This is a genomic window from Metapseudomonas resinovorans DSM 21078 (assembly GCF_000423545.1).
GTDB classification, from domain to species: Bacteria; Pseudomonadota; Gammaproteobacteria; order Pseudomonadales; family Pseudomonadaceae; genus Metapseudomonas; species Metapseudomonas resinovorans.
This window is the reverse complement of sequence record NZ_KE384031.1, coordinates 108565-127045: the sequence shown is the minus strand read 5'-3', so window position 1 is coordinate 127045 and position 18481 is coordinate 108565. Positions and strand designations below refer to the sequence as shown.

The window sequence follows — 18481 nt, the reverse complement described above, 5'->3', positions numbered from 1 at the left end:
CCCGCATCCACCCGTGAGGAACACAAGAATGAACAAGACCTCCACCAATGGCCTGGACGTGACGGCACCGGCTGCGCCCGTTGCGTCCGCCCGGCCGGCAAAGAAAGCCCTGGGCTTCACCACCATGATCGCCATCTGTATCGGCGTCGTGGTGGTTCAGGGCGCGATGATGTCGGCGTTGCAGGGACTGGGCTTTGGCGGCCTCGGCTTCATCGCCGCCTTCGCCGTGGCCTTCATCCTGGCGCAGTGCTACGTGCAGAGCTTTGCCGAGCTGTCGCTGATGTTTCCCCAGGCGGGGACCCTGGCGACCTACACGCAGAAGGCCATCGGTCACTTCCCCGCCATCGTTGCGGTGTTCGCCGGCTACGTGATCGTGGCGATGTTCGGGCTTTCCGCCGAGCTGCTACTGGTGGATGCGATCCTCGACAAGCTATTCCCCGGCGTCTTCCCCGCCACCCTGGTGCCGCTGTCCATCCTGGTCGTTCTCACGGTGCTGAACATCCTCGGCACGGATGTGTTCGCCAAGCTGCAGAACGTCTTCACCTTCGCCATGGTGGCGGCTCTGTTGCTGGTGGGCCTGAGCGCGGTGGGCGGGCTGGCCGAAGCACCGGCGGCAGGCTTCGTGCCTGACGTTAACTGGGGCTGGGATGGCATTCTCGATGGCAGCTTCATCGGCCTGGTGGCCCTTGCCATGTGGCTGCTGGTGGGGGCCGAGTTCATCTGCCCGCTGATTGGCGAGGTACGCCAGCCGGAGCGCAACATCCCGCGCTCGATGACGCTGTCGCTGACCATCACCTTCACCCTGTTCGTGATTTTCTGCGTCGGCGCCAGCCGCTACCTGTCGGTGGAAACCCTGACGACCTCGCCGTTGCCGTATCTGGACTATGTGTTCGCGGTGTTTGGCAAGGGCGCGGTGATCATCGCCACGGTCATGGCGCTGACCGCCACCTGTTCGACCGTCAACACGGTGCTGGCAGCGGTACCCCGCATGCTCTGCGGCATGGCCGAGAACGGCCAGGCCTTCCCGCAGATGCAGGTGCTGCACAAGCGCTTCGGCACGCCGTGGATGGCCATCGTCTTCGTGGCGATCATCATCGCCCTGCCGTTCTTGCTGATGGGGCCGGATTCCATCATCACGCTGCTGATCGCGGCGTCCACCAGTTGGCTGCTGGCCTACATCATCGCCCACGTCAACGTGATGGTGCTGCGTCGACGCCAGCCGGACCTGCCGCGCCCCTACAAGTCAGCCTTCTACCCGCTGCCGCAGATCGTCGGCATCCTCGGCATGGGCTACATCGCGCTGAACAATTCCCCGTCGCCGGAGATGACTCAGACGGTGTACCTGCTGACTGGCGCGGTACTGGGGCTGGTGGGCCTGATTGCCTTGGCGTGGGTCAAGCTGGTGATGAAACGCAAACTCTTCGAACCGGATATCTGAGGTTCGCCAGGGCGATTCAAGGGCCGCAATGCGGCCCTTTTTCATGTGCGCCCGTGGGCGAGTGAGTCAGCGGCGATGATGGCTTGCTGATACATTATTAACATGTTAATTATGTGGCCATAACGACAAGGCCGGCTTCAGCCCGCTCCGGAGGTGTCCGATGGTTACCCCAGCTGTCCGCTCCCATGATTTCGATTCCTGGCTCCGTGCCCTACAAGGTGTTTGCGGGCGCTTCGAGTCGCGGCCGGCGCTCAGCCAAGGCCTGTTCATCGGCGAGATCGCCCGCCAGGATATCTCCGGCCTGGAGGTCGCGCAGATTCGCACCAATGCCGGGATGATCAGCCGCCAGCGTACCTCCATCGATCACGACGACGATCGCCACTGCTTCCTGGTCGTCCAGCGCAGCGGCCGCGCCCAGTTGCGCCAGAACGGCGAAAGCGTCGAACTGGCACCCGGCGAAATGGCCCTGATGGATTCGGCGCGCGCTTGCGAGATCCTGCCCCGCGGGCTGATCGAGCACGCTTCTTTCCATTTGTCCCGCGAGGACGTCTGCCGCCATTTGCCGGAGGGCCGGCCGACCTTTGGCAAACTCTCCCAGCACTGCGCCAGCGGCCGTGTGCTGCGCACCCTGGTGGAGCAGATCTGCGGCGGTGAACTGGACCATTACGCCGGCCTGGAGGAGGGCGATGCCCTGCAGGAAGCGCTGATCGCCCTGCTGGCGCCGACCCTCAAGCAGCAAGCCGGACAAACCACCAGCGAACTGGACGGCTCCCACAATGCCGGCCTGCGCAGCCTGGCCCAGCAATTGATCGACCAGTCCCTGTCGGAACCCGGCTTGACGCCGCTGGCCCTGGCCAAGCAACTGAATATCTCGGTGCGACAGCTCTATCGGCTATTCGAGGACCAGGGCGACAGCGTCTGCCGCTTCATCCAGCGTGCGCGCCTGAAGCGCAGCGCCGCCGACCTCGCTAACCCGCGCCTGCGCAATGACTCGATCACGGATATCGCCTTTCGCTGGGGCTTTACCGATTCCGCGCATTTCAGCCGCACATTCAAGAAGCACTTCGAGCAGTCACCGAGGGAATATCGCGCAAACGCGTTCATCGGTTGAGGGTGCGGGTTTGTAGGAGCGGGCTTGCCCGCGAAGCTCTTCTGGCGCCGTTTTCGCGAGCAAGCTCGCTCCTACAGGGCGATCCTCTGTTTCAACTTCCGCACTACGCCGCGCACCCCCGGCTCGTAGACGTCCCGCTCCACCGCCGCCAACGCCAGCCCCAGCACTTGTTCGGCAATCAACTCATGCTGCTGATACATGGAATTCACCGGCAGTGGCAGGAAGTCCAGCAATTGGGTATCGCCGAAGGTGCCCACGCGCAACCGCTCAGGCCAGGCGCCGTGTTCGCGCAGGGCGTCCAGCACGCCGGCCAGCAGCACGTAGGCGGTGGTGATCAATACATCTGGCAACTCGCCCTGTTGCAGCAGGTCGGCCATCAGGCGCTGGCCGCACTCGCGGCTGAAGTCTTCGCCCTGGAGTTCCAGTACTTCGCACGTGTGCCCCTTCAGTGCGTCATGGAAGCCGGAGCTGCGCTCGGCGCTGATGGGCAGGTCTGGCCGGGCGCCGAGCAAGGCAATACGGCGGGGCGCCGGTTGCAGCAGGCTGCGGGTGAGTTGCTGGCAAGCCAGGCGGTCGTCGCTGACCACCGAGCAGAATCGCCGGGGGTCGCGTACCCGGTCCACGGCGATCACCGGCAGGCCCTCATCCAGCAGTTGCCCGAGACTGTCGTCTTCCTTCGGCAGGCAACTGGCGACGATCAGGGCGTCGCAGCGCCGCGCACGGAACAGCTTGAGCAGTTGCCGCTCGCTGTCCGGTTCGTCGTCTGAGCTGGCGATCAACAACTGATAACCCCGTGCCCGCGCGCCTTGTTCCAGCAGCTTGGCCAAGCGGGCGTAGCTGGGGTTTTCCAGGTCCGGAAGGATGAAGCCGAGGGTCCGCGTTTGCCGGCTGCGTAGCCCCGCGGCCTGGGGGTTAGGCTTGAAACCATGCTCGTCCACCACCGCCTGCACGCGCTCCACGGTCGCCGGGCTGATGCGCTTCTGCTCGGCCTTGCCGTTGATCACGTAACTGGCCGTGGTCACCGAGACACCGGCCAGGCGGGCGATATCACTGAGTTTCAAGTTGGCGACTCCTGTTATGCGGATGTGTTTCATCGGACGGGCTTCAAGAATCGAAGATTATCGAGTAACGTGCCAGCTCAGTTTAGTGAAACGATTCAGCAGGCGCTCTGTCTACTCTTTAGCCAACCAATTCGACGGCTGGTAGCGCAGGTTGATGGCAGGTGACAAATACAAGAAGGGCGCAACGCCCGTGAGAGGTGACGCAATGCTCGAACTGACCGCAGGGCAGATTTCCATGGGCCTGGTCGCGACGGATAAAGCCGCCGCATTGCGGATGCTCGCCGAGTTGCTGGAGGGCGAAGGCCTGGTCGCGCCGGGTTATCTTGCCGGGCTGGAGGCGCGTGAAGCCCAGGGTGCCACCTACCTCGGCCAGGGCATCGCCATTCCCCACGGCACCCCGCAAACCCGCGAGCTGGTGTTCACCACCGGCGTGCGCCTGATGCAGTTTCCCGATGGCGTGGAGTGGGGCGATGGCCAGCGGGTCTATCTCGCCATCGGCATTGCCGCCAAGTCCGACGAACACCTGCGCTTGCTGCAGATACTCACCCGCGCGTTGGGCGAGGCGGATCTGGGCAGCGAGCTGCGGCGCGCCGAAACCCCGGAAGACATCCTCAAGCTGTTGCAGAGCGCGCCCCAGGAGCTGGCCCTGGACGATCAACTGATTGGCCTTGGTGTCGCGGCGCAAGACTACGACGAGCTGGTGCTGCAAGGCGCCCGCCTGCTGCGCCGTGCCGATTGCGTGGGCAGCGGATTCGCCGCCGCGCTGCTGCAGGGTGAACCGCTGCCGCTGGGTGATGGCCTCTGGTGGTTGCACAGCGACCAGGCGGTACAACGGCCGGGCCTGGCGTACCTCACGCCGGAAAAGCCACTGCGCTATCTCGATCAACCGCTCAATGGCCTGTTCTGCCTGGCGAGCCTGGGTGACGCCCATCTGGCCCTGCTGGAACGGCTGTGCGCCTTGCTGATCGAGGGCCGGGGGCGCGAGTTGGCCCGTGCTACCCAGCGCCGCGCCGTGCTGGAAGCATTGGGGGGCGAAAGCCAGCCCGACTGGCCCTGCCTGCGTCTACCCCTGGCCAACGCCCATGGCCTGCATGCGCGTCCGGCCAAGGAGCTGGTGCAACTGGCCAAGACCTTCGACGGCGAGATCCGGCTGCGGGTAGCCGACAGCGGTGCTGCTGCCGTGTCCGCCAAGAGTTTGAGCAAGCTGCTGAGCCTCGGCATCCGCCGTGGCCAGGTCATTGAGATCATGGCCGAGCCGGCCATCGCCGACGCCGTGTTGCCGGTCCTGAAAACCGCCATCGAACAGGGACTGGGCGAAGAGATCGAACCGTTACCGATCTGTGTAGAGCCCGTGCAAGAGGAAGAGCCAGAAGCCCTGCCCATCGCCGCCCCGTTGCCGGGTAGCCAGCTCCTGGCGGTGCCCGCTGCCCCCGGCATTGCCGTTGGCCCGGCGCACATCCACTTGCACAAGGAGTTCGACTATCCGCTGCGTGGCGAGTCCCCCGACTTCGAGCGCGAGCGCCTGCTCCAGGCCATCGGCCATGTACGCGGCGAAATCGAGGCGCTGGTGCTGCGCAGCGAGGCCAAGGCCATCCGCGAGATTTTCATCACCCACCTGGAGATGCTCGCCGACCCGGAGTTGGGCGATGAAGTGGACGCCCGCCTCAAGCAGGGCGAAAGCGCCGCCGCCGCCTGGATGACGGTGATCGAAAGCGCTGCCGCTCAACAGGAAAGCCTGCACGATGCGCTGCTGGCAGAGCGCGCCGCCGACTTGCGCGACATTGGCCGCCGCGTGCTGGCCCAGCTTTGTGGGGCCGAGGAGGCGCCTGAACCGCAAGAGCCGTACATCCTGGTGATGGACGAAATGGCGCCGTCGGATGTGGCGCGCCTGGACCGCAACCGCGTGGCAGGTATCCTCACCGCCCGTGGTGGCGCCACGTCCCACAGCGCCATCGTCGCCCGTGCCATGGGCATTCCTGCGCTGGTCGGCGCCGGGGCGGGTGTCCTGCTGCTGGCGGCGTGCACGCCACTGCTGCTGGATGGCCAGCGTGGTCGCCTGATCGTGAACCCGAATGCCGAGCAACTGGAGCGTGCGCGCCAGGAACAGGAAGGTCGCCAGCGTCGCCTGCAACTGGCCGATGCGCACAAGCTGGAACCGGCCCTGACCCGTGACGGTCATCGCGTGGAAATCTGCGCCAACCTGGGCGAGAGCGCCGGTGCGGCCAAGGCGGTGGCCCAGGGCGCCGAGGGCGTGGGCCTGCTGCGTACCGAATTCATCTTCATGGCTCATCCCCAAGCGCCGGATCTGGCCACCCAGGAAGCCGAGTATCGCCGCGTGTTCGATGCTCTTGACGGGCGCCCGCTGGTGGCGCGAACCCTCGACGTCGGCGGCGACAAACCTTTGCCTTACTGGCCCGTGCCGGAAGAGGAAAACCCCTTCCTCGGCGTGCGTGGCGTGCGCCTGACCCTGCAACGTCCGCACCTGATGGAAACCCAGTTGCGTGCGCTGCTGCGTGCCAGCGACGGTCGCCCATTGCGCATCATGTTCCCCATGGTTGGCAGCGTCGATGAATGGCGCCAGGCCCGCGACATGAGCCTGCGCCTGGCCGCCGAGATTCCCCAGGCCGATCTGCAACTTGGGATCATGGTCGAGGTGCCATCGGCGGCGCTGATCGCGCCGGTGCTGGCCAGGGAAGTCGATTTCTTCAGCATCGGCACCAATGACCTGACCCAGTACTGCCTGGCCATCGATCGTGGCCATCCGACGCTCTCCGCCCAGGCCGACGGCCTGCATCCGGCGGTGCTGCAACTGATCGACCTCACCGTGCGTGCGGCCCATGCCCAGGGCAAGTGGGTAGGCGTGTGCGGCGAGCTGGCCGGCGATCCGCTGGCGGTGCCGCTGCTGGTCGGCCTCGGGGTGGACGAACTGAGCCTGTCTGCCGGAGGCATTGCCGAGGTCAAGGCGCGCGTGCGCGAGTTCAGCCTGTCGGCGGCCCGCGAACTGGCCGAGGGCGCGCTCACGATGGAAAGCGCAGCGGCGGTGCGCGAATTGGCGGAGCGCTTCTGATGGCACGCATCCTGACCCTGACCCTGAATCCCGCCCTCGATCTGACCCTGCGCCTGGAGCGACTGGAACCCGGCCAGGTCAATCGCAGCCTGGAGCAGGCCAGCCACGCCGCCGGCAAGGGCGTGAATGTGGCCCAGGTACTGGCCGATCTCGGCCACAGCCTGACCGTCTCGGGCTTTCTTGGAGCGGACAATGCCGACGCCTTCGAGGCGCTGTTTGCTCGGCGTGGCTTCACCGATGCCTTCATCCGCGTACCGGGGGAGACCCGCAGCAATGTCAAGCTGGCGGAAGTCGACGGCCGCATCACCGATATCAACGGGCCCGGTCCGCGGGTGGATGCGATGGCCCAGGTCGAACTGTTGCTCCAACTGGATAGCCTCGCGCCTGGCCATGACCTGGTCGTGGTGGCCGGCAGCCTGCCTCGTGGCGTGGAGCCACATTTCCTGACTGACTTGATTGTGCGGCTCCAGCGCCATGGGCTGAAGGTCGCCCTGGACACCAGCGGCGAAGCCCTGCGTGCCGGTCTGCTTGCCGTGCCCTGGCTGATCAAGCCGAATACGGACGAGCTCGCTGAAGTTGGCCGTCGAGACCTGACCGGGGTGGAGGCCCAGCGGCAGGAAGCCCGTCAACTGCAGGCGATGGGCATCGAGCACATCGTCATCTCCCAAGGCGCCGATGGCGTGAACTGGTTCGGCCCCGGCGTGGCTCTCCATGCCCAGCCGCCACGGGTCACCGTGGCCAGCACCGTGGGCGCGGGCGATTCCCTGCTGGCCGGCATGATCCATGGCCTGCTCAGTGGCTGGCCGGCGGCGCGCACCTTGCGCCATGCCACCGCCATCGCCGCCCAGGCCGTAACCCAGGTCGGTTTCGGCATCAGCGATGCCGCGCAACTGCAACAGCTCGAAGGCGCCGTCGACGTCCAGGCGCTGCCAGAACAACAAGAGGTGTCCCGATGAAACTCGCCATAGTCACCGCCTGCCCCAATGGCATGGTCACCAGCGTGCTGTGTGCGCGCCTGCTGGATGCCGCCGCGCAGCGTCTGGGTTGGAGTACCAGCGTCGAGGTGGTCGACCCGCAGCATCCGGAGAACCAGCTGTCCGCTGCCACGCTCGACGCCGCCGACTGGGTGCTGGTGGTGCGCAGTGGTCCGTTGGACCTCAGCCGCTTCGCCGGTAAGCGCATTTTTCTCGCCAGCCCGAGCGAAGCCCTGCGCGACAGTGAAGCGTTCCTCCTGCGCGGCGCTGTCGAAGCGCGGGAGCAGGAACTCGAAGCTGCGGCTGCCGCACCCGACGCCAACGCGCGCCCGCGCATCGTCGCTGTGACGGCTTGCCCCACGGGCGTGGCGCACACCTTCATGGCGGCAGAGGCGCTGAAGCAGGCGGCCCAGCGCCTGGGCTATGAACTCCAGGTGGAAACCCAGGGTTCGGTGGGCGCGCGCGATCCGTTGAGCCCGGAAGCCATCGCTGCTGCCGACGCTGTTCTGCTGGCCACTGATATCGAAGTCGACACCGGTCGTTTCGTCGGCAAGAAGGTGTTTCGCTGCAGCACCGGCGTCGCGCTCAAACAGTCCGAAGCCACCCTGAAGCGCGCTGTAAGCGAAGGGCAGCTGCTGGAAGGCAAGGCGGGTCGGGAAGCCCAGGCGGGCAAGGCCAAGGCCGAGCCCAAGGGGGCCTACAAGCATCTGCTTACCGGAGTCTCCTACATGCTGCCGATGGTGGTGGCGGGGGGCTTGCTGATCGCGTTGTCTTTCGTCTTCGGCATCGAGGCGTTCAAGGAGGAGGGCACCTTGGCGGCCTCGTTGATGCAGATCGGCGGCGAGGCGGCGTTCAAGCTGATGGTGCCGTTGTTGGCGGGCTATATCGCTTACTCCATCGCCGACCGACCGGGCCTGGCTCCGGGCATGATCGGCGGGCTTTTGGCCAGCACCCTGGGCGCGGGGTTCATCGGCGGCATCATCGCGGGTTTCCTGGCTGGCTATTCGGCGCGGGCCATCAATCGCCATCTGAGGTTGCCGCAGAGCGTCGAGGCGCTGAAGCCGATCCTGATCATCCCGCTGCTTGCCAGCCTGTTCACCGGTCTGGTGATGATCTACGTCGTCGGCAAGCCGGTAGCCGGCATGCTCACCAGCCTCACCCATTTCCTCGACAACATGGGCACCTCCAACGCGATTCTCCTCGGCCTGTTGCTGGGCGGGATGATGTGCGTGGACCTCGGCGGCCCGATCAACAAGGCCGCGTACGCGTTCTCAGTGGGCCTGCTGGCATCCCAGAGCTACGCGCCGATGGCGGCCACCATGGCGGCCGGCATGGTGCCGCCCATCGGCATGGGCATTGCCACCCTGCTGATGCGCCGCAAGTTCGCCCAGAGCGAGCGTGAGGCGGGCAAGGCGGCATTGGTACTGGGGCTCTGTTTCATCTCCGAGGGTGCCATCCCCTTCGCCGCCAAGGACCCGCTGCGGGTGATCCCCGCCAGCATCGCCGGCGGTGCCCTGACCGGGGCGCTGTCCATGTACTTCGGCTGCAAGCTGATGGCGCCCCACGGCGGCCTGTTCGTGCTGCTGATCCCCAATGCCATCAACCACGCGCTGCTCTACCTGCTGGCGATAGTCGCCGGCAGCCTGGTAACTGGCGTGCTCTATGCGTTGCTCAAGCGCGGCGCTGAGCAGGAGATGGTGCTGGAAGGCAGCCGCACCGCCTGAGGACCTGTAGGATGGAGTCCACCCATCCTGCGGATTGTCCTGCGACTGCCTTTGCCATGCTGCTTATCTCCAATACCGTTCACCTGCCCGACGACGAAATCGAGCTGACCGCCATCCGCGCCCAGGGCGCGGGTGGGCAGAACGTCAACAAGGTGTCCAGCGCAATGCACCTGCGCTTCGATATCAATGCCTCGTCCTTGCCGCCCTTCTACAAGGAACGGCTGCTGGCGCTGCGTGACAATCGCATCACCAGCGAAGGCGTCATCGTCATCAAGGCGCAGCAATACCGCACCCAGGAACAGAATCGCGCGGACGCCCTGGAGCGCCTGGCGGAACTGATCCGCAGCGTGGCCAAAGTGGAAAAGGCGCGGCGGCCGACCAAGCCCACGCTGGGTTCGAAGAAACGGCGCCTGGAAGGCAAGGCCAAGCGCGGAGCGGTCAAGGCAGGGCGGGGCAAGGTGGATTACTGAGGTGTTTGGGCGGGACCGTGCGCTTGATTCGCTTCTTGGGTTTCGCAGCATCACCGCACGGGGATGGCCGGACTGGGTAATTGGACAGGTTCCATGCCTTCAGCGTTTCCATGCAACTGAATCATTCGGGGTGGCAGCGCATCGAATAGGTGCTCCTTGGAACGTTCCGTCGACGTAGTCGGAAAAGTCGCCAATCGTCAGGGGCGGCTGCCGATGGTGTCGGATGCGCGAATTTCGCATATTCCCTGGCCTCAAAAGAGCCGCTACCTGTGACGGGTGGCCAGGAGATCTGCGCCTTGAACCTGCTTCCCCCGCTGCCAGACGTGCTTGCACTTCGCATGGAGCTCTTGCTCGCCATGACGAGGCGTGAAGTTGAGTCGCGCTATCGGGATGCAGTAATGGGGCGCATCTGGATCATCGTTTCGCCCGTTCTACTGCTCCTGATCTACACTTTCGTCTTCGGCGTGGTGCTCAAGTCGCGCTGGGGAAGCGACCAGGACACCTTTTCCTTTGCGCTGACGCTTTTCGCTGGGCTCCTGCTCAACGGCATTCTCGCCGAGGGTCTTTCCAGGGCCCCAGGCATCATTCCAGGTAACGTCAACCTGGTGAAGAAACTGGTCTTCCCGCTTGAGATCCTTCCCGTCACCCCCATACTGGCTGCCTTCATCAATTCGGCGCTGGGCTACCTGGTACTTATCGTCTTTCTCGTCATCAAGGGCGTCGCGCCGGGGTGGCCGGTTATCCTGCTGCCGCTGATGCTCCTGCCATTCCTGCTTTGCGTAACGGGGCTGGCCTGGTTCCTATCCGGACTCGGCGTCTACGTTCGCGATACTGGCCAGTTCGTCCAGTTCCTCCTGATCCTCCTGCTGTTCATCAGCCCTGTCTTCTATCCGCTCAGCTCGCTGCCGCCTGCTGTGCAGCCATACCTGTACATGAACCCGCTGACTGTCCCGGTGGAAATGGTTCGTGCCGTGTTGTTCGACTCGCCGCTGCCAGAGCTCGGTGTCATTGCGCTCTACTGTGCTGTGTCGACGCTGGTGTTCCTGCTTGGTTTGACCTGGTTCCGTCGTGTCCAGGAAGGTTTTGCCGATGTCCTTTGATTCCCAGCAGGCGCTTTTGCAGTGGCGGTCGCTTGGGCAGCGGCTACTCGAACGTGGGCTGGTGAACCAGCAAGAGCTCGACCGTGCCCTGGCCATGCAGCGCAAGGTCGGTGGGCGATTGGGAGGCATACTGGTGCGTTCCGGTGCGCTTGCGGAAAGCGCGTTGCTTCAAGTTCTGGCCGAGCAATTGCAGATGCCGTTGGTGGGGGAGCACCTCGAGCCGCCTTCGGAACAAGTGATTACGGCGTTCCTGCAAACCTCCCCGATCAACTCCGATTGGTTCGTGGAGGAGCAAGTGGTGGTGTGGGAGGACGGTGAACAACTGCTGTTCGCCGCCCGAGATCCGCTTTCGCCTTCGATCCCGGAAACCCTCCAGTATTTCTATCCGGGACGGGCCATACGACCGGTGCTGTGTCGAGCCCAGGATATGGACGCCTGGCTTGAACGCTGTCTCGATCTCGCCCGCCAAGGGGCTATCCAGGGGGGGGACGGCCGTGACGACGTGCGCCATTTGCGCGAAATGGCTGAGGAGGCTCCGATAGTCGAGCTGGTCAACAACGTGATGGGGCAGGCTATCGAGAAACGCTCGTCGGATATCCATATCGAGCCGCGTGAATTCGATTTCCGCATTCGATTCCGGATTGATGGCGTGTTGCAGGAACAACTCAACTTGCCGCGCGAGCGATTTGCTGCCGTGGTTTCGCGGATCAAGCTGATTTCCGCCATCGATATTGCCGAGCGTCGACTTCCGCAGGATGGGCGCATGAGCATTCGCGTCAGCGGCACCGAACTGGATGTGCGCGTCTCGACATTGCCCGGTGTCCATGGGGAATCAGTCGTGATGCGGTTGCTGCCCAAGGAACGTGAATCCTTGCGACTAGATCGTTTGGGCATGTTGCCAGATCATCTGGGCATCCTGCGCGAATGGATAGCGGAGCCCCACGGCATCATCCTGGTTACCGGACCTACCGGATCCGGCAAGTCGACCACCCTCTACGGTACCCTTGAGGAGATCAACGATGGTGTGCGCAAGATCATCACGGTGGAAGATCCGGTCGAGTACCAGGTACCCAACATCACCCAGGTACAGGCCCACGCCGATATTGGCCTGACCTTCGCCGCAGCGCTACGTTCGATTCTCCGTCAGGACCCGGACGTCATCATGATCGGTGAGATTCGTGACCTGGAAACCGCAGAGATTGCTGTGCAGTCTTCCCTGACCGGCCATCTGGTGTTCTCGACCCTCCACACCAACGACTCGGTAAGTGCCTTCACCCGCCTCGTGGACATGGGTGTCGAGCCATTTCTCGTAGCCTCTCCGGTGCGCGGGGTTCAGGCCCAGCGCCTCGTCCGCAGGCTCTGCCAGTACTGCGCGGAAACGTGCGCTCCGAGCATTGGCGACGCGGAGCTGGAAGACACTCGCGTGGTCGCTGCCCGATTATTTCCAGGGCAATCGGCGCGGTGGAAACGGGCTCGTGGTTGTGAGCGTTGCGAAGGTACCGGCTACCGTGGGCGCCTTGGAATCTATGAGTTGGTTGATCTGACTCCGGAAATGCGCGAACTGATCGTACAGCGAGCAACTGCCGAGCAACTGCGGCGTTTGGCCTACGAGCAGGGCATGCGAAATCTTCGAGGCGACGGCCTCTTGAAGGCCTGGCTCGGCGAAACCTGTCTCGATGAAGTTCGTCGTGTAACCAGTGGTTGATCTCATGACCTTCATCTATGAGGCCATCGATCGGAACGGTCGGCGATTCACCGGCGAACTCAATCTTCCCTCTCGGCAGGACGCGCTGCGGCAATTGCAGAACCAGGGATTGACACCACTCCGCCTGGAGCAGAAGAGGCGGGCGCTTGGCCGTCGTCGCCATCTGCGTGCTGAGGAGTTGAACATGGCCTTCCATGAACTTGCGACTCTGCTCGCTGCAGGAGTGACGCTAGCGGAAGCTGTGGCGGCTCAGGAGCGGACTGCACACCATCCCGTCCTGGCGGCTGCGTTGGAGGTCATCGGAAGCGGCTTGCGAAGTGGGCAATCGTTTCCCGCTGTACTAGAGGCATCCGGACTGCCCTTGCCTAAGTACGTCTACCAGCTCGTGGCCGCTGGCGAACTGACTGGCGACCTGGCCGGGGCGCTACGCGACTGCGCCCAGCAGCTGGAGTACGAAAGGCGTACTCGTGCGGAGATCACTGGGGCATTGGTGTATCCGAGCATCCTGGTCTTGAGCGGTTTGCTTGCGATAGCGACCTTGTTCGTATTTGTCGTTCCCAAGTTTGCCAACCTGCTCGATGAAGTGGTCGAACTTCCCTGGTTGGCTTGGATAGTGCTGAGCACTGGGGTATGGAGCAACGGGAATGCCGGCCTGTTGATGTTAATCGTCCTGGGCTTGTGCGTCGGAGTCGCGATGGGCCTGAGTAACGAGCGATTGCGGGACTGGGCCTTCGATCAACTGGCGAGGGTGCCACTGGTTGGTGAGTGGCTGCTCCAGGCAGAGATCGCGCAATGGTCCAAGGTGCTTGGAACGCTTCTGGGAAACCGCGTCGCGCTGGTCGATGCCCTGGAATTGGCTGGTGGAGGGATGCGCATCGCTCGACAGCGCCAGGTGCTGGAGCGTGTTACCCAGGATGTGAGGGGCGGCACTGCTCTGTCTGTGGCGCTTGAAGAGCGCCAGGCTATCACGGCCATTGGCGCAAACCTGGTTCGTGTTGGAGAGGCTTCCGGGCAACTCGCTGAGATGCTGCTGAGTCTGGCAACGCTGTATGAAGAAGCCGGTCGGGGCCGGATGAAGAAGACCCTGGTGCTGATCGAGCCGCTGGCCATTCTGCTGATTGGCTCCGTGTTTGGTTTGATCATCACTGGTGTTGTCTTGGCCATCACTAGCGCCAATGACATGGCGCTCTAGGTATCGATTGCAAGCTGCCCCGCTTCGTTCGCGGGAGCGACCGGCAATTTGAATCCCGTCGGAAGGCGGAAACATCTGCGGAATCGGTATGAGCAAAGTGGCACAACGAGGTTTTACCCTTCTCGAGATGATCGTGGTGCTAGTGATCATCGGTCTATTGATGGGGCTTGTGGGGCCGCGTCTGTTCAGTCAGGCGGACAAGGCCAAGGCGCAGACCGCCGATACCCAGGTAAAGATGCTCAAGGGGGCGTTGCTAACCATGCGCCTGGATATCGGTCGCCTTCCGAGCGAGCAGGAAGGGCTTGGACTGCTCAATGCTCCACCGGCCGATGAGCGCATCAAGGCATTTTGGAAAGGCCCCTACCTGGAGGGGGGCGTGCCGCTGGATCCGTGGAACCGCCCCTACGTTTACAGCGATAGATCAAGTACCGAGCAACCGTTCACTCTGTTCAGTCTGGGAGCAGATGGGCAGCCTGGTGGTGACGGGCTGGATGCCGATGTTGGCTACCTGCCGCAGCGCTGATCGGGTGCGAGGGTTTACCTTGCTTGAGCTGCTGGTCGTGCTCGCCTTGGTCGCGGCTATCGCTGCGGTCGTGCTGCCAGGGTTGGCAAACATGCAGTCGGCCTGGTCTCGTCGGGTGGCTCTGCAGGATATTCAGGAGCAACTTCAAAGCCTGGGCCTCCGAGTACGCAACGACGGGAGGGAGCTGACCATCGATGCAGATGGCGCGTCGCGCGCGGAGATGTTGCAGGTGCCTACCGGTTGGTTGATCGTCGCGGAACCTCCCGTGCGCTATCTGGCCAATGGGGTCTGTCTCGGCGGCAGTTTGCGGATCATTCACGATGGCCTGCCACGTGATGTCCGGTTGGACCCGCCATTCTGCGCTCCGCAAGGGCTTCCATGAGAGCTTCGCACCAGGCGGGATTCACACTTCTTGAGGCCGTCGTGGCGATGACATTGCTGGCTGTAGTGGGCGGCGCGTTGCTGGCATGGCTCAACTCCGGTTTCAGAAGCTTGCAGCGAGTCGAGGCCGCCGAGGAACGGATTGAGGCTGCCCAGGTTGCAATGGCGTACCTGGAAACGCTGAATCCGATGCAAGACCCCAATGGAGAAGTTCGGTTGGGGCACTACCTGCTGAGTTGGCAAAGTTCGCCTCGTTCAACGCCCAAACCCGTAGTTAGTCGTCATGGTGCCCAGCCCGGCATCTACGACGCCCAGCTGTTTCGCGTCGAAACGCAAGTGCGAGCGCGGGACGAGCTTCTTTTTCGCTTTCGCCTTGAAAAGGTCGGCCATGTGCGGGTAGCCAGCCGTTCTGGAGACGGATGATGGAACGACGGGTCTGCAAACAGTCTGCGTTCACGCTACTTGAGGTGTTGGTGGTCCTCATGCTGGTCTCGCTCGTCAGCGCACTTCTCATGCAGGCGCTGACCTACATCGGCAAGGTCAATAGTACGTTTCACCTGCATGCGGGCAGCAAACGAGTGGAGACGCTTGCCCATGGCTGGTTCCTGGATGCCGTGCGGAACCTCGTCGCTCCTGAACAGGGGGATGTTGCGATGCGTTTACGTGGGGACGAGCTCAGTTTCGAAGCTGTCTCTCTGGGCACCGTGGACCGTCGACAGGGTATTCCCCAGCCGTTTGCGTTTCGTATCGAAGCGCGGGGCCAAGGGCGAGATGCGGAGCTGATATACGTGCGTCCGCTGTTGGACAGCCGTTGGTCAGTTTCGTCGCTGCCAGCGGATGCCCATTTTAGTTACCTGGATGCCAGGGGGGCGTGGCATCAAACATGGCCACCATCCTCAATGAACGTAGACCAGCTACCTGAGGCCATCGTGCTCGAAGCATTAGAGGACAATCTCTACGTCCTGGCCGTTGTACAGCTACCTAAAGTCAGGCCGTCGGTACATGAGCACTGAACAACATCGCAGTCGTGGTTTCGTGCTGGTCGGCGTGGTCTGGTTCCTGGCCGTCATGACTTTACTGGCAGCAGCAGCCGTGCTCTGGGTCGAGCGCTCCGTGAACGTTATGGAGAACCGGCGTGCGGCCATGTTGAGGGAGATCGAGGAAAGTACATTGTTGGCGCGCGTGCAGTGGCTGATCGCGACACAGGGGTACACCATCGCCGGGCTGACGATTCCGAGTGACGGGGTAGCCCAGGTTCCGCAGCTGGATTCGTCGGTCATGCCGGTGGGCGGTGAGCTGCCTTTGGATGGCCGTCCACTTTGCATGGCAAACGGCTGGTGCCTGGGGCTGACGGATGATGCAGCACGGCTCAGCCTCTCAGCTGTGGATCCTCGTCTTTTAGGTAACCTGCTGCTCGGCCTGGGCGTAACGCCGGAAGAGGTACCGGCCATGTTGGCGCAGTGGTCCGACTACCTCATGCCAGAGGGGGCTCCGCGCCTGGGTAGCGCCGGTGGTCGCGCCACCTGGAGGGGCGGCAGCCAAGACTCGCGTCGCACTCCACGTTCGGTGTTGGAGGTTTTCCTTCTCGATCGCTGGCAGCCCTGGGAGGAGCACTTGCTGAATGCCGACTGGACCGAGTTGGTGACGACCAGCGCGACGCCGTTGAACATCAATACTGCAGATCCTCGTGTCTTGAATCTGGCATGGGGCTTGCCGGTGGAGCAAGTAAGTCGACTAGTGGCGGCTCGCGAGCAGCAGTCACTCGCACGGTCCACCGATTTGCGTGCCCTGTTGGGTGCACACGCAAACCTTGTTCCCGACGATGGCTGGACCCGCCTCGCTAGCTCCACGCTGTCGATCCGTTTGCATCCCACTGGAGTGGAGCGAGCGACGGAGTACGAAGTCAGCTTCAGCTCCGACCATCGAATGCTGCCACCTTGGCAGCTCCAACTGAAAAGGTCCGTGAAGCGAAATGAAGCTGACTCGATCCATGCGTCTGGAGACGTTCCCGGAATTCTCTCCGCCCCGCTTATGGCAGGCCCGTGGTGAGGACGGGCAAGTCGCGCTGAAGTGGACGCGTCGTAGTGTAGGTGTGTTTAGTGGCTGGCCGGTGCAATGGGTCATTGATCGCTCCCTGTGCATCTTCCATTGCTTGGACCTTGAACATGTTCCTCGATCCGATCGTCCCCGGGCGCTGGCGTTGAAGCTCTTATCAGTCTCTCCATTCCGCCATGCCGGACATTATGTGGTCTGGCGAGGCGGGCGAGCGATGGTGTGGTCGTGGGATGAGCGCGAACGTGAGGAAGCGGCTGCGACCCTGAGCGATGCGCCGAAGCGTTATCGCTGCATTCCTGAACCGTTGCTCCAGGCGCTACCCAAGTCCGAGGGGGCGACGGTACGTATGGTGCGACTCGGATCGGGAGTGGATCTGCAGGTGTGGCAAGGAAATACCTTGGTCATGAGTCATTGTTTTCCCATGTTGCCTGACCCCGAGAAGTACCTCCCACTGCTGCGAGGATTGACAGGAGTAGAGGTGTCTTTTGCTGTCGAGGCTACTTGTATCTCTTCGCTCAATCGCCCATGGGCCAATTCCGCAGTCGTCGGTGCTTCATCTCACTGGGAACGGTGGCTTCCGCATGTATTGGCGGCTTCCTTGGCGCTGGGGGGAGGACTGAACATGGGAATCGGATTTTCCTGGTGGTGGGCAGGGCGCGCCTTGCAGGCCCAGTACGATGAGTTGAGCCGTCAGGTCGAGCCTGTGTTAATAGCTCGCAGTACAGCGCTCAGGGCCAATGAAACAAGTGTCAATCTGGTTCAAGCCTCGCGGGCCACGTCACAAAGCAAATTGCTCAGCCAGGTTGCCGCACTGTTGGACCGCGATAGCCGCTTGCTCGCTTGGCGCTTTGGAGGGCAAGAGCTGGAGCTCCAACTGGACACCCGCAAGGTTGATCCTCGCTTCTATGTCAATCGCTTCATGGAGGCCGGAAACTTCGAGAATGTGCGAGTGGAGCCTGTGCCGCGTGATGGGGGAGTAATACTGAGCCTGAGCTTGTCGCACACAGGAGGGGAAGGATGATGTTGAACAACCGAATTCCCTTCCGCGCTCACTGGAATCAGCTCCGACGGCAGTATCAGGAAAGTCTCCCCCTGCGAATGTCGCTTTGGTTGGCAGTAATGCTGTTAGTCGTGCATCTGATTCTGCTTTGCCAGGATTGGCGTGTCGAACGTGAGGAACACTATCGGAGGTTGGCTAAGGATTGGCTCAAGCTGCAAGCGATTTCCCGTCAGACGTCGTGGCCGGAACGTTCGAAGCAGGCGGATGATGTCTTGCTTCGCGTGCGCGAGCGATTCTGGTTGTCCACCAATGCATCTCAGGCGCGCGCGGATGTTCAGGCCTGGTTGGACGATCAGGTCACGATGGCTGGCGTGGATGACGCGAAGATTACTGTTCTGGCACCGACGGGATTTGATCGCGAGGACTCCGTAGCACGCATCGAGGCTGAGGTTCGGGGTGTGTTTCACCCCGAATCGTTCAGCCGGCTGCTACATGCGATCGAGGGAGAGCCACGGCAAATCGTGGTGGACTACCTCGAGCTTAACAACCAGATATCTCCTGCGATTAACCTCCAGCTCTCTTTTCTGTTCCTTCAGCCGTCCCAGGCTGCGCTATAGCGGCGCATGGTCCAAATGAGTGGGAAAGGTTGGGACGTTTCCTACCACTAACTCGGCGTTTGG

17 protein-coding genes are annotated in these 18481 nt (G+C 62.8%); 16 read left to right on the top strand and 1 reads right to left on the bottom strand.

All coding sequences use genetic code 11. From position 1 onward, the window contains the following. Positions 1-28 precede the first annotated feature (28 nt). Together G559_RS0125700 and feaR are read left to right on the top strand one after the other, a co-directional pair. A complete protein-coding gene (locus G559_RS0125700) occupies positions 29-1438 on the top strand; it encodes an APC family permease (protein WP_028630973.1) in 1410 nt (469 codons plus the stop codon). A gap of 160 nt (positions 1439-1598) precedes the next feature. Further along, complete coding sequence (feaR, locus tag G559_RS0125695; protein WP_028630972.1) at positions 1599-2549, top strand: transcriptional regulator FeaR; 951 nt, start codon at positions 1599-1601, stop codon at positions 2547-2549. 71 nt (positions 2550-2620) lie between these two features. Here feaR and cra read toward each other — a convergent pair whose 3' ends face one another. Continuing rightward, positions 2621-3610: a catabolite repressor/activator gene (gene cra, locus G559_RS0125690; protein ID WP_028630971.1), complete on the bottom strand. Its 990-nt coding sequence runs from the start codon at positions 3608-3610 to the stop codon at positions 2621-2623. A 205-nt stretch (positions 3611-3815) separates the two neighbouring features. Between cra and ptsP the strand changes: the two genes are divergently transcribed. The 14 genes from ptsP to G559_RS0125620 all read left to right on the top strand — a co-directional run bounded on the left by ptsP (position 3816) and on the right by G559_RS0125620 (position 18418). After that, on the top strand, positions 3816-6677 hold the full coding sequence (ptsP, locus tag G559_RS0125685; protein WP_028630970.1) for a phosphoenolpyruvate--protein phosphotransferase: 2862 nt from the start codon (positions 3816-3818) through the stop codon (positions 6675-6677). After that, positions 6677-7633 (top strand): 1-phosphofructokinase, encoded by a 957-nt coding sequence (pfkB, locus tag G559_RS0125680; protein ID WP_028630969.1) that lies wholly within the window; start codon positions 6677-6679, stop codon positions 7631-7633. Before ptsP ends, pfkB begins: the two co-directional genes overlap by 1 nt. Further along, positions 7630-9375 (top strand): PTS fructose-like transporter subunit IIB, encoded by a 1746-nt coding sequence (locus G559_RS0125675; protein ID WP_028630968.1) that lies wholly within the window; start codon positions 7630-7632, stop codon positions 9373-9375. The genes pfkB and G559_RS0125675 overlap by 4 nt, the downstream gene beginning before the upstream one ends. A 56-nt stretch (positions 9376-9431) precedes the next feature. Further along, a complete protein-coding gene (gene arfB, locus G559_RS0125670) occupies positions 9432-9845 on the top strand; it encodes an alternative ribosome rescue aminoacyl-tRNA hydrolase ArfB (RefSeq protein WP_028630967.1) in 414 nt (137 codons plus the stop codon). Positions 9846-10183: 338 nt separating this feature from the next. Then, positions 10184-10945, top strand: coding sequence for an ABC transporter permease (locus tag G559_RS0125665; protein WP_051246919.1), 762 nt, complete (start codon positions 10184-10186; stop codon positions 10943-10945). Further along, on the top strand, positions 10935-12650 hold the full coding sequence (locus G559_RS0125660; RefSeq protein ID WP_028630965.1) for a GspE/PulE family protein: 1716 nt from the start codon (positions 10935-10937) through the stop codon (positions 12648-12650). Before G559_RS0125665 ends, G559_RS0125660 begins: the two co-directional genes overlap by 11 nt. A 4-nt stretch (positions 12651-12654) precedes the next feature. Next, complete coding sequence (locus tag G559_RS0125655; protein ID WP_028630964.1) at positions 12655-13842, top strand: type II secretion system F family protein; 1188 nt, start codon at positions 12655-12657, stop codon at positions 13840-13842. Between the two features lie 88 nt (positions 13843-13930). Next, complete coding sequence (gene gspG, locus G559_RS0125650) at positions 13931-14365, top strand: type II secretion system major pseudopilin GspG (RefSeq protein ID WP_028630963.1); 435 nt, start codon at positions 13931-13933, stop codon at positions 14363-14365. Continuing rightward, positions 14334-14747 (top strand): prepilin-type N-terminal cleavage/methylation domain-containing protein, encoded by a 414-nt coding sequence (locus G559_RS0125645; protein ID WP_028630962.1) that lies wholly within the window; start codon positions 14334-14336, stop codon positions 14745-14747. The genes gspG and G559_RS0125645 overlap by 32 nt, the downstream gene beginning before the upstream one ends. Further along, positions 14744-15169, top strand: a complete 426-nt coding sequence (locus tag G559_RS0125640; protein ID WP_028630961.1) for a PulJ/GspJ family protein — start codon at positions 14744-14746, stop codon at positions 15167-15169. The genes G559_RS0125645 and G559_RS0125640 overlap by 4 nt, the downstream gene beginning before the upstream one ends. Then, positions 15169-15759 (top strand): prepilin-type N-terminal cleavage/methylation domain-containing protein, encoded by a 591-nt coding sequence (locus G559_RS0125635; protein WP_028630960.1) that lies wholly within the window; start codon positions 15169-15171, stop codon positions 15757-15759. The genes G559_RS0125640 and G559_RS0125635 overlap by 1 nt, the downstream gene beginning before the upstream one ends. Continuing rightward, positions 15749-16795, top strand: a complete 1047-nt coding sequence (locus G559_RS0125630; protein ID WP_028630959.1) for a type II secretion system protein GspK — start codon at positions 15749-15751, stop codon at positions 16793-16795. Before G559_RS0125635 ends, G559_RS0125630 begins: the two co-directional genes overlap by 11 nt. Then, positions 16737-17822 (top strand): hypothetical protein, encoded by a 1086-nt coding sequence (locus G559_RS0125625; protein WP_169338783.1) that lies wholly within the window; start codon positions 16737-16739, stop codon positions 17820-17822. The genes G559_RS0125630 and G559_RS0125625 overlap by 59 nt, the downstream gene beginning before the upstream one ends. Further along, the gene (locus G559_RS0125620; protein WP_245586551.1) at positions 17819-18418 is read left to right on the top strand and encodes a hypothetical protein; all 600 of its coding nucleotides are present in this window, start codon (positions 17819-17821) and stop codon (positions 18416-18418) included. The genes G559_RS0125625 and G559_RS0125620 overlap by 4 nt, the downstream gene beginning before the upstream one ends. The last annotated feature ends 63 nt before the right edge of the window (positions 18419-18481 follow it).

Coding starts and splice junctions, on each gene's coding strand:
- G559_RS0125675 (WP_028630968.1), top strand. CDS start 7,630: ATGAAACTCGCCATAGTCACCGCCTGCCCCAATGGCATGGTCACCAGC.
- pfkB (WP_028630969.1), top strand. CDS start 6,677: ATGGCACGCATCCTGACCCTGACCCTGAATCCCGCCCTCGATCTGACC.
- G559_RS0125700 (WP_028630973.1), top strand. CDS start 29: ATGAACAAGACCTCCACCAATGGCCTGGACGTGACGGCACCGGCTGCG.
- G559_RS0125640 (WP_028630961.1), top strand. CDS start 14,744: ATGAGAGCTTCGCACCAGGCGGGATTCACACTTCTTGAGGCCGTCGTG.
- G559_RS0125635 (WP_028630960.1), top strand. CDS start 15,169: ATGGAACGACGGGTCTGCAAACAGTCTGCGTTCACGCTACTTGAGGTG.
- G559_RS0125620 (WP_245586551.1), top strand. CDS start 17,819: ATGATGTTGAACAACCGAATTCCCTTCCGCGCTCACTGGAATCAGCTC.
- gspG (WP_028630963.1), top strand. CDS start 13,931: ATGAGCAAAGTGGCACAACGAGGTTTTACCCTTCTCGAGATGATCGTG.
- arfB (WP_028630967.1), top strand. CDS start 9,432: ATGCTGCTTATCTCCAATACCGTTCACCTGCCCGACGACGAAATCGAG.
- G559_RS0125625 (WP_169338783.1), top strand. CDS start 16,737: ATGCGTCTGGAGACGTTCCCGGAATTCTCTCCGCCCCGCTTATGGCAG.
- G559_RS0125645 (WP_028630962.1), top strand. CDS start 14,334: ATGCCGATGTTGGCTACCTGCCGCAGCGCTGATCGGGTGCGAGGGTTT.
- G559_RS0125655 (WP_028630964.1), top strand. CDS start 12,655: ATGACCTTCATCTATGAGGCCATCGATCGGAACGGTCGGCGATTCACC.
- G559_RS0125665 (WP_051246919.1), top strand. CDS start 10,184: ATGGAGCTCTTGCTCGCCATGACGAGGCGTGAAGTTGAGTCGCGCTAT.
- feaR (WP_028630972.1), top strand. CDS start 1,599: ATGGTTACCCCAGCTGTCCGCTCCCATGATTTCGATTCCTGGCTCCGT.
- G559_RS0125630 (WP_028630959.1), top strand. CDS start 15,749: ATGAGCACTGAACAACATCGCAGTCGTGGTTTCGTGCTGGTCGGCGTG.
- G559_RS0125660 (WP_028630965.1), top strand. CDS start 10,935: ATGTCCTTTGATTCCCAGCAGGCGCTTTTGCAGTGGCGGTCGCTTGGG.
- ptsP (WP_028630970.1), top strand. CDS start 3,816: ATGCTCGAACTGACCGCAGGGCAGATTTCCATGGGCCTGGTCGCGACG.